The organism is Noviherbaspirillum sp., from assembly GCF_035944575.1.
GTDB lineage: Bacteria > Pseudomonadota > Gammaproteobacteria > Burkholderiales > Burkholderiaceae_D > Noviherbaspirillum.
Window position 1 is genome coordinate 1 of record NZ_DASZBA010000130.1, and the last position, 10,330, is coordinate 10,330.

Sequence of the window (10,330 nt, forward strand, 5' to 3'; positions counted from 1 at the left end):
TGCAACAAATAGGGCATTTTCTCGAAAGCTGAACGCCATCCATCCATTACGTTTTTTCGTTTTCGAGAACAAACCCATACCCGTCGCTTCGATTAGGAACTTGCCTGAAGTTAAGTGAATAACGTATTGATGTCAATCAAATTTCCTTGACTCAATACCTGAAAATAACGGCATAAATCCGTTGCTTATTTATTAATCATTCCATGCATGATTTCAGTAGTGCAGTTCACGCAGGTAAATGATGTCGCCATCTTTTTTGTAGACACCAAATGTTTGTACGCCGACACCGGGCAAATAGCTGTCGAGCGCACCAGCCGAAGGTGATGTGCTACTAGATCGGACGATTGCGCTTCCCGGCTTGCTCAGGGCTGCGGCTGGTTTGGCAAGCAAAATCGTTCCAGCGCCCTCCTTCAACGTGCCCGTCGATCGCAGGATCGATGTCGCCACTCCAGCCGTTGGTGTCGGCCCCACCGTAAAGTTGGCTGGTGCAATCGGTGTGCAATTGTCGTCGGCGCTGGAAACGAAGGTCGAGCCGTTCCAGTATTGCGCCTCGACCTTCACCGGCAAATCCAACACCTCCGATCCATAGGAATTGAAGATGAACATCTGTCCGTAGCGTTGTGCGGTCTGCGCAATTTCCGCGCGATCGTTGCCGCTTGTGTCGTCCGCATCCAAATCGAGAGCAGTCAACGTCACGCCATCCTGGTCTCTCGGCGCGATTCCCAATTTCACCTTGGCATACGGACCGTCGGCCTTGTCGGCCCTATGAAGAATGACATTCGCGGAAAATGGGCTTATGCCATCGCTCCAGGTTGCTGCGGCCGGCGTCGGAAGCACCGCTACCCGGCTCCCGGCGGCACGGTTGAGCGATGCTGGAGTGCTGACGCCGCTGCATTGAAAGCTGGTCGTGTAAGGCGCCGTACCGGAAAAGATCGCTCGGCAGGTACCCGCTCCGACAGGCTGGTCGACAGCCGTCATCCAGAAGCCCATGGTATTGGGCGTATTGAATCCTAGCCAGTCGGTAGCGGACAGGCGCGCATATGGCCCCTTGTAGTTCTTTGTGATTTCTCCCGACGCATTCACCGCGGTCAACGTGAATCCAACCTTCATCTGTTCACCCATGTAGGTGAAGGAGTTCGGATCCGGGGCAGGACATCCCGCGCCACCGCCTATGTCGCTGCGATTGACGACCGTTCCTTCACTGAGAAGGAATCGGTGGGGAATGAAACGGCCGAATACCGAAGTGTTGGCGACGATTCCGAAGTTGCAGCCATACCGGCCGGTTGCATCCTTCACGTTCGAGTAACTATGCTGGACGCAGTCATTCTTCGTGCTGACGCTATCGATACCGGACCAGGTCGTCATCTTGAGACCGTTGCACACGGAATTACCCATGGCCTGGCATTCCTCCGCGGTCACCCCATCGAAGATACCTCTGGGCGACGTGGCATTGGTAATCGGACTGTAACCAGGCAGGGTAAACGCTCCTACTTCACTGTAAGTGAAGTCAGACCCTGTAGCGCTTGAAAAACCGATACCCGACGTTGCCGCGGAAAAGCTGGTGGGCGAGACGGTACCTGCCGCCGGATCGGTAAAGCCCCCGCCCGGGTTCAAAGGGATGAGCGTTTTATTGTCGATTCTTAAGGTACCTGTGTATCCGCTCGGGCGATTGGCTACGCCCTCAGTGGTGGCCGTGATCGAGAATTTATCCGCACCAGCTTTAAAGACAGGCGTTCCGGCAGTAGTAGCACTGGTGGCGCTTGTGGAAACGGACGCGACGCTTAAGGGGCGTACCGAGAAGGAGTCAACGGAGCATGCCGGCGCAGTCGTGGTGAAGGAGGTGCAGGCGGAACTCGTGCATTCCCGGACCACGGCGACAAGATTTTTCCAGGCGGAGTTCAGGGTAAATGATGGCGAAAGTTTGGCGCCAGGGTCGCTCGACGTATAGGTGATGGTTTGTGTGGCGCCTGCCTCGACTGCCGCCTTGCCGGCACAGCCGGCGTTGCAGGTGCGGGCGGCATCCGTTCCGCAGACGCCATCGGTATTGTCGACGAGCTTGACCGCCACGTGCCTGTTGCTGGCGGCTGCATAGGCGCTGGAAATACCCGAGGTCGTTAGTGCGGCCACCCACAACCTGAACGGCGTACCGACCAGTTTCATGAAGATATTGCCTGTCTGGAAATTCTGGTAAGCCGGAATGCTGGAGTTGGGCGCCGTCGGGTAGCCCTCATCAATTGCGGAGAAGCCGCTGGCAATGCCGCCCGTAGGCGGCAGCACGGTCTGGGCACAAATTCGCAGGCCGCCGATCTCATGGATATTGTCGGAGCCGCCGGTGGAGCCGGTAAAGGAAATTTTCCAGTAATCCGGCACTACCTTTGAAGTCCACCCCTGGCTTACCGCGAAGTTCGCTTCTGTGTATGCATTGAACGGTCCGAAAAGCGTTGAATAGGAGGTACCGTCACGTGTGCTCGCATCACGATTCACGGTGACATTGACGTTGCCGCCGGCAAATCCGCGCGCATCCACGATCACCTGGTACATATGTCCCGGCGCCGGTACGGTCGATGCAAAATTGTCGATCGGCATTCCGCCCGGATTGCTGCCTGTTCCGCCCAACCAGCGATACCCGTTGGAACCCCTGCCGGGTCCGCGCACGCCTATCGACTGGATGATGCGACCCGGACCGAGAATCCGGCCTTCGGTCGGGCTTTGGAAGTTGCCGTACTCGTCGATTGCCACGCCCACCCAACCACCGGCGAAGCCCGGCGGGTTGCCGGTGTCATTGCGTTGCGCATAGCCGAGCGAGCCGCCGAACGCGCCCGGTACTGCCGGGACGGAATAATCGGACAGGGTCACGGCAATCCCGTCCGCTCCCGGGTTCGTACCGTTATAGGCATAGTGCTGGAATTCCACCGAGATGTAATTGCCGGCCGCAGGGAATATGCTGGGCACCGTTGCGGCCTTGGCGTTGTAGCCCGTGCTCTCCGTCAGACGAAGCAATCCCGTCGTCTGATTGATGCCGGGATTTCCAATCCCATCGCTATGAGAAAGCGCCCAGTCCGCACCGAAAATCGTTGAAGGGTTGAGACTGGAGCGACCAAAATTGTCGCACACGCACGTCAGCCCAATGTTCGCCGGCGCATTGGGCGGCGGCGTACATGGAAGGGCGTAATCCACTTCGATCTGGATGTGATCGACGTAAATATCCCTGAAGTTGCCTCCCGTACCTACCTTGCGGGCGGACAGCGCGGCGCCGAAAAGTGCGCTGTTGATCTCTGCCGCAGTCCATGTCGTCCCCCAGAGATCGGTCGCGCTGCCATGCGCTTCATAGGTATCGGTCGTGGTATAGACCGTGGTCGTCGCACGATCGCCGCCGGTAACCGCACCGGCCTTCACCAGTCGCACCGAAAAATCCCGTTGCGTTGCATCGTTGTTTGAGCTGCGCTCGATGTTGACCCTGATGCCGGTAATCGTAGCATTGGCGGGAATGTTGAACCCGTATCCCACGCACCCCAGATAGTTGCTGATCTCGTTGTCGTTCACGCTCACCGTGGCACGGACATTGTCGCTGGCGAGCGCATTACCGGCATTGGTCCATGCCCTGATCCCTACTCCCGTCGCGTTCACGCAATTGGTAGGGCTGCGGGTTTGCGTGACGGCGAGCGCACAGGAACTCCACAGCAAAGCGATGGTCAGCGCCATCATCGAAACGATGGAATGCATGATATTTCTGTTCCCGTGAAGTCTGTTCATGGAAGCACTCAAAAAACAACCTGCAATACGCGGCTTACATAATCCGGCCCGCCAGCCGTCGCTTCGGTGCACGCGCCCCCGACCGGGCGGTTACAGGCGAACGATTTGATTCGCCGGACAACAATGGGGGCGGCATCAGACGGGGTAGACACGCAATCCACCGTTACACGGAATTGGCTCAATTTTGGCGCCGGGGGTGTGAACGATTGATTGAGATCGCAGGAACCGGATCTGAGAGCCTGATACAAACCCCATTCGATACCTGCACGCGCAGCCTGATAGGCGTGGACGCCTTGTTCGTCCATCGCGGCGCTAGTGTGGTGGATCGTGGAAAACCGGATCATTGCCACACTTAATCCAGACAGCACCACCAACAGGAACACCGCACTCACGATGCTGAAACCTTGTTCCGCATCGCGCCACTTTAATTGCAAGGACCGCTTCCCTCTCTGCATTTTCGAATTCATGGCGTGTTATCCACATGGACCTGATTGAACAGGCTGACTTCGTGGGTGTTGCTGCCTGCGGCTCCCAAGGTCAAGCCGATGCCGACCAGGCCGGTGCGCTGGCTGGCGATATTGTTGTAGCTGAACGCACACCGCTGAACGTTCGTCGCCAGCAATGCCTTCCCGAGAGCCTCTCCCAATGGCGCCGAATCGGGAGACGAAGGCTGATTTGCGCTGATCTGGTAATCCCAATATCGCCTGAGTTGGCCCGTATTCGGGTCGCATTCATACGTGACAGGTGTCGTCACCACGTGGAAATGACGTCCGGGAGACCGGAAGCCGCCATTGTCTTGAATAGCAAAAGGATTCGCTGCGATGGTAATAATTGCTCCATCAACCTTCGCAACCCTCGCCCTATTGCAAGGGGTGGTGCAGTTGCTATAGGCGTTTGCCGGGTCCTGTTCGGGGCCAAGGTTGTACACCACGATGAAATCATTCGGAACGATGGTCTGAGCTTCACTTGGCATTGGGCCGACAACTTCAAATTGGCAGTCACTCTCGTTCGTGGCGCAGTTGACCGCTTGCGCGAACCGCAGAAACGGCCGTCCTGGGTTTGGCTCATCCTCTTCAGCCAGATAACGTGCACCTGTCTTCGTCAACAGAAATTCAACGTATTGCCGGTTTCCTGCCGTGGTGACGCGGACACTATTGGGTAGGGCCAGCCTTATATCACGCGCCATCCGGCGCAATGCCGTATCTGCGATATCGGTGAGTTCAGCCCTTGCCTGCGTGTCGACGTACCCTTTCACCGGAAGCCGGATAAACATCGCTACGATCCCGAAGATGATGCCGGAAATGACGATGACGATCACCGCTTCCGCCAGCGTAAAGCCCTGCTCGTAGGTGATGAACTTTGTTCTCATGTTATGGCAAGGGATCCGCTGTGTAGCGCACGCGATAGCCCTGAAGCTCCACGTTGCCGCCGTTATATGTAACGTTCACCGTGACCCTCAGCACCCGTGCTTGAGGCACTGCTGTTCCAGCACCAAAATTAGACTCTGGCACCACATTGACGGCTGCCGAATAACCCGCAGGAACCACGACACCTGCGGCATTTCCGAGACCCTGACCACCCCCGGCGAGATTGAATCCATCGTAATCGTTAACGTTATCGAATGGACGAGTAGCGCTTCCTCGTACCTCTCCTGCTTCCGGCCCCATGGCTTCGTCCCCGCCTGCAGCACACACATTATTAATTACATCAATTGCATCAGGATCGCATCTGGTGAACCGCATCAGCAAGACTTCCTCGAGCAATGCTTCGGCCACCGCGAGCGCCTGCTTGCGCATCTGCGGATCGGCACTGCGAGACGTCGTCGTGGACATCACCTGCAATACACCGATCACTGCGATGCTGATGATGACGATGAACAGAACAAGCTCGATCAGCGTAAGGCCACGCTGACGAAAAAGGTTTGCGTGTTTACTCGGGATGAACATAACCGGTCTCCCGTTCCACGATCAGGTTCCGGGTCATTCCCCCGCCAGTTAGCGAAATCTTCAGTGTCGCAAACGTCGAGTTAGGAATCGCATCGCCGACGTTATAGGGCTTGCCGAGTGCATCGAAGTAAAATCCGTTCGACGCCGGCGTCGCTGCATAGGTCATTTCAGATGGAATAGCTTCGCAAAGCCACGTACTGCTGTTGCTGCACTGGGCCAAGGTCGCTGCAGTGCCGCTATTATTGTTTGATATCGCAGGAACCTGATCGGCGCATGAACCGCCGCTGGCGAAAGGCGCGAAGCAGAATGCGAAACTATTGCCATTAAGGCGGACAAACACTTCACGGTTCTGCGCGATAGCGAGTTTTTGCGCATACCGCATCATTGACTGCGCTTGGTCTGAGAACGCGCGGGCATCGAAGGTTTGGGTTTGGAAGAAGTATGGCATTGCAACGGCAGCGAGAATGCCCAGTATTACGAGCATAGAGATTAATTCCACTAATGTGAAACCTCGCTGCTTCATGATAGTCGACACTCCAGCCTTGTTTGCTCTAGCCCATTTAATGCACAAGGCCCAGTCTTGGCTTCAAGCTGGGCCTGGGGAGCAGTATGAGAACTAATTATTTGCAGTTTGTCACATCTATTACTGCTCTTGCTGGCACTACTGGAGGACCTGCAGATGCGGCAGTATAGGTAACTCGGCAATTTGCGTAAGTGCCACCTTTGGGTGTAAAGACACCATTGGTATGGTCAAAACCTTCAAATGTCGAGAGAGCTGCTGCAATTCCGGCTGCATTTGCCGTTGGATAGCCCTCTGCTAAAGTTACGTCGGAGCCTTCCATCGTAATAGTTGCACTACCGGTTGCTTTATTCTGAACCAGAGCTTGAGCATGAGTGATTGCCATGGCTGATTGAACTGCGGCATACATGCCCTGAACTGTCGCTTTACGCGCATCTTCGGACATGCCAGTGAACCGCGGAATCGCCGTAGCCGCCAAAATCCCCAGAATAACGATCACCACAACCAGTTCGATCAATGTAAAACCGGATTGCTGGCTTCTTACATTTGTGTTTCTCATTTTGTCCCCTTAAATCAAAAGAATTTCATTCCGAATCAGAACCACTTGTAAGAAACAACTGGATCCAGAGTTACACCTACAATCCTGTTTTCGTCCTCCGCGCCACTGTCTTGTGAAGCAGTGACCAAACGAACTTGAAAACTCACCTGGTTTGGCTCGCCCTGCCCAATACGCAAAAAAGTATTGTTGCGTGGCAAGTATATTAGGTTTCTCTTATGCAAGTCAAAATACCAATTTCCGATTTCAACGTCCTGTGGTTTTGGCGCAAAATATTCACCGACATAATTGGGTGGTTTTTCTGCCAACCATGTCATCGGGTTCTGTCTTACAAGATTCGGAATATCGCCTTCCTTTGATTTGGCGAGCAAAGAGGCCATTTGCAGGTGCAACGCACTGCGCAATGCGCCCACCGTGCTTTCCATCGCGGCTTTCTCGGCCTGCTCCTGATAGAAATTGATTCGATTGAGGAGTGCAGTTGCAAGCAAAGCAACAACGCAGACCACGACTGCCAGTTCAATGAGGGTGAATCCCCTGCCTTGCGCAAATCGGATGTGAGTTGTTTTCATGATCCTTTTTGCAATGCCACACGTCCCAGATCCCATATCGGCAGGAAGACGCCGAGCGCAAGGATCAGCACCAGCACCCCGAGGAATACGATGAGAATCGGCTCGATTCGAGCGGACAAGGTTTTTAGTTCGTATTCGACCTCGCGCTCGTACATCTGCGCGATTTCATCCATGAGTTCGTCGAGCTCACCGGTTTCCTCGCCAACGGCAACCATCTGCAGAACGACCGGCGTGAAGACGCCCGTCGTCACCGCGGTGCGCAGAATGCTCTCGCCGCGCTCCACCCCATCGCGCATCTGCTCCACCCTGCTGCCGATATAACTGTTGTCGACGGTTTGCGCCACGACACTTAAGGCTTGGACGATAGGAACACCACTCTTGCTCGACAAGGCGAAGCTGCGCGCAAACCGGGCGAGCGTCCCCTTAAGGATGATCGACCCCGCGATCGGCATGCGAAGCTTGATGCGATCCCACTGATATTTGCCGTTGGCAGTGCCGGTGTAGAGCTTGAATGCCACGCCTGCGCCGACCAGTGACACCAGGATCAGCGGCCAGTACTTGACCGTGAAATTCGACGTCTCGATCAAAATTCGGGTCATCAAGGGCAATTCAACCTTGAACCCGGCATACACCTTCGCAAAGGCGGGAATCACAAATACATTGATCACACCGATGGCCACCACCATGGTGATGATGACAAACATCGGATAGCGCAATGCGGATTTGACGCGTTCCCGCATTTCACGGTCGAATTCGAGATAGTCGAATAAGCGCAAAAATACTTCTTCCAGCCGGCCGGTCATTTCTCCGACGCGAACCATGCTGGTGTAAAACGACGAAAACACGGTCGGATGCCGCCGCATCGCCGCCGACAGCTCCCGCCCTGCATCAAGCGATTCCCGCAAGTCTTTGATCACGCGCGCAAACGCCTGGTTGATTGCGGATTCCTGCAAACCCGCAAGCGCCCTCATGATGGGCACACCCGCTTTTAACAGGGTATATATTTGGCGACTGAAAAGTTGCACATCGATCTGCTGCACTTTTCTTTCAGTCAGCCGTGCCCAGATTGATTCGCCACTATCGGCGACCGACTTCGTGGTGACGGCAATTTCGATGGGCGTGATGCCCGTATTGAACAACTGATCCGCCACCGCACCACTGTCGGCTCCCTCCAGAATTCCTTGCAACAGTTCGCCCCTGGCATTGCGGGCTTTATAGGAGAAAAAGGGCACGTTAAGTCCTGTGGCGTGTACTGTCGTTCATGATTCCTGGCCGATCGCTGACATCAAGCGATTTCGTCGTCAGCCTGGTGGCTGATCCGCATCGCTTCGGCCAGCGTTGTCTTTCCGCGTGCAACCAAGTCAATCGCATGGCGACGTAATGTCTGATGCCGCATCTGCTCTTTTGCGATTTTGATGAACTGCTCCTGATCGTAATGATTTGCCGCATGCGTCACTGCATCGGTCATTTCGAGCATCTCGTAGACGCCTGTTCTGCCACGGTACCCGGTACCGTTGCAATGTGAACAGCCTTTGCCATGCGCGTAGGTATAGGAATGGACAGAGTCCCCCAGTTCATGGGCCAGCCACTGGCGCTCACTTGGCTTGAGCGAATAAGGCTCCGCACAGCTCTCGCAAATCTGCCGCACCAGGCGCTGGGCAAGCACTGCCTGCAGGGATGTGGCGACCATGTAGGGAGGCACACCCATGTCCAGCAAACGAATCGGCGTGCTCATCGCGTCGTTGGTATGCAGCGTGGAGAGGACGAGGTGGCCGGTCAGTGCGGCACGCATGCCGATCTGCGCGGTTTCGTGGTCGCGCATCTCGCCGACCAGCACCACATCGGGGTCCTGCCGCAACGCCGAACGGAGCACGGTCGAGAATGTCAGGTCGATCTTTTCATTGACCTGCACCTGCGTGATGCCGGGCAGACGATATTCGACCGGATCTTCGACCGTGATCAGCTTGCGTTCCATGGAATTCAGCTCGGCCAGTGCGCCGTACAGCGTTGTGGTCTTGCCGCTTCCCGTCGGCCCGGTGACCAGCACCAGTCCATTCGGTCTTTGCAGGATCCTTCGAAATCGTTTCAGCATGGTCGGCGGCATACCGATGGAATCCAGCTTCAATGTCCCGCCGCCTTGGTTCAGCAGACGCATGACGACCGATTCGCCGTACTGGCTGGGCATGGTGGAGATACGTACGTCCACCTGTTGCTGCTTGACCTTGATCGCAAACCGTCCGTCCTGCGGAAGCCGCTTCTCGGAGATATCGAGGCCTGACATCAGCTTGAGGCGCAATGCCAGCGCGGCGGCAATCTTGATGTCGGCTTCGGTTTGCAGATGGAGAACGCCGTCGATGCGAAACCGGATATGGAGGCGTGTTTCCTGCGGTTCGATATGAATGTCGGAAGCCCGGATCTGGGTCGCATCGTCAAATACGGACTGCAGCAATTTGACGACCGGCGCTTCTTCGATGCCCGGCGCACCGCCGAGCGAACCGAAATCCACATAGCTGTCGCCGAGATCCTGTTCGAGTTCCCGGGCGAAGTCGGTGATTTCGTCCGTGCGCCGGTAGATCCGGTCGATCGTCTGCAGCAGTTCGCCTTCGTTGACCACCGCCAGTTCGATCGTCCGGCGTGTTGATCTGGCGATTTCGTCGTAGGCAAAAAGGTCGGTCGGATCGGCCATGCCGATCAGCAGCGTGGTACCGCGGTCTTCCAGAACGATGGCACGAAACCGGCGGGCCTGCGTCTCGGGCAGGAGACGCACGATGTTTGGAACGAGATTGTAGAACTTGAGGTTGATGTACGGGATGTTTAACTGCTTGGCAAGCGCGCCGGAGATTTCATCTTCCGTGACAAACCCGTTCTCGATGAAAACACGCCCCAGCTTGCGTCCGGTCCGCTTTTGTTCGCCAAGCGAGAACTGAAGCTGTTCTTCCGAAAGCAGCTTCTGCTGTACCAAAATCTCACCCAGGCGGATTTTTTC

Annotated in this window: 9 protein-coding genes; all 9 read right to left on the bottom strand. The window is 55.8% G+C overall.

The features are described 5' to 3' along the window. Positions 1–213: 213 nt before the first annotated feature. Positions 214–3,723 (bottom strand): DUF6701 domain-containing protein, encoded by a 3,510-nt coding sequence (locus VGU61_RS08530; protein WP_326858686.1) that lies wholly within the window; start codon positions 3,721–3,723, stop codon positions 214–216. A gap of 38 nt (positions 3,724–3,761) precedes the next feature. After that, entirely contained in the window at positions 3,762–4,220 is a 459-nt protein-coding gene (locus VGU61_RS08535) for an agglutinin biogenesis protein MshP (protein ID WP_326858687.1), read from the bottom strand. Beyond that, positions 4,217–5,122: a prepilin-type N-terminal cleavage/methylation domain-containing protein gene (locus VGU61_RS08540; protein ID WP_326858688.1), complete on the bottom strand. Its 906-nt coding sequence runs from the start codon at positions 5,120–5,122 to the stop codon at positions 4,217–4,219. The genes VGU61_RS08535 and VGU61_RS08540 overlap by 4 nt, the downstream gene beginning before the upstream one ends. A gap of 1 nt (position 5,123) precedes the next feature. Continuing rightward, a complete protein-coding gene (locus tag VGU61_RS08545; RefSeq protein ID WP_326858689.1) occupies positions 5,124–5,699 on the bottom strand; it encodes a type II secretion system protein in 576 nt (191 codons plus the stop codon). Continuing rightward, complete coding sequence (locus VGU61_RS08550) at positions 5,683–6,222, bottom strand: type II secretion system protein (protein ID WP_326858690.1); 540 nt, start codon at positions 6,220–6,222, stop codon at positions 5,683–5,685. Before VGU61_RS08550 ends, VGU61_RS08545 begins: the two co-directional genes overlap by 17 nt. 97 nt (positions 6,223–6,319) lie before the next feature. Continuing rightward, entirely contained in the window at positions 6,320–6,778 is a 459-nt protein-coding gene (locus tag VGU61_RS08555; protein ID WP_326858691.1) for a type II secretion system protein, read from the bottom strand. Positions 6,779–6,813: 35 nt separating this feature from the next. Then, positions 6,814–7,344 carry a prepilin-type N-terminal cleavage/methylation domain-containing protein gene (locus tag VGU61_RS08560; RefSeq protein ID WP_326858692.1) on the bottom strand — a complete coding sequence of 177 codons (531 nt, stop codon included), beginning with the start codon at positions 7,342–7,344 and terminating at the stop codon, positions 6,814–6,816. Next, the gene (locus VGU61_RS08565; protein WP_326858693.1) at positions 7,341–8,576 is read right to left on the bottom strand and encodes a type II secretion system F family protein; all 1,236 of its coding nucleotides are present in this window, start codon (positions 8,574–8,576) and stop codon (positions 7,341–7,343) included. Before VGU61_RS08565 ends, VGU61_RS08560 begins: the two co-directional genes overlap by 4 nt. 53 nt (positions 8,577–8,629) lie before the next feature. After that, positions 8,630–10,330: GspE/PulE family protein (locus tag VGU61_RS08570; protein ID WP_326858694.1), on the bottom strand; the 1,701-nt coding region annotated here is incomplete at its 5' end.

Bases quoted from the DNA above. Each gene is read 5' to 3' on its own strand.
- VGU61_RS08535 (WP_326858687.1), bottom strand. From the start codon at position 4,220: ATGAATTCGAAAATGCAGAGAGGGAAGCGGTCCTTGCAATTAAAGTGG.
- VGU61_RS08545 (WP_326858689.1), bottom strand. From the start codon at position 5,699: ATGTTCATCCCGAGTAAACACGCAAACCTTTTTCGTCAGCGTGGCCTT.
- VGU61_RS08550 (WP_326858690.1), bottom strand. From the start codon at position 6,222: ATGAAGCAGCGAGGTTTCACATTAGTGGAATTAATCTCTATGCTCGTA.
- VGU61_RS08560 (WP_326858692.1), bottom strand. From the start codon at position 7,344: ATGAAAACAACTCACATCCGATTTGCGCAAGGCAGGGGATTCACCCTC.
- VGU61_RS08530 (WP_326858686.1), bottom strand. From the start codon at position 3,723: ATGCATTCCATCGTTTCGATGATGGCGCTGACCATCGCTTTGCTGTGG.
- VGU61_RS08555 (WP_326858691.1), bottom strand. From the start codon at position 6,778: ATGAGAAACACAAATGTAAGAAGCCAGCAATCCGGTTTTACATTGATC.
- VGU61_RS08540 (WP_326858688.1), bottom strand. From the start codon at position 5,122: ATGAGAACAAAGTTCATCACCTACGAGCAGGGCTTTACGCTGGCGGAA.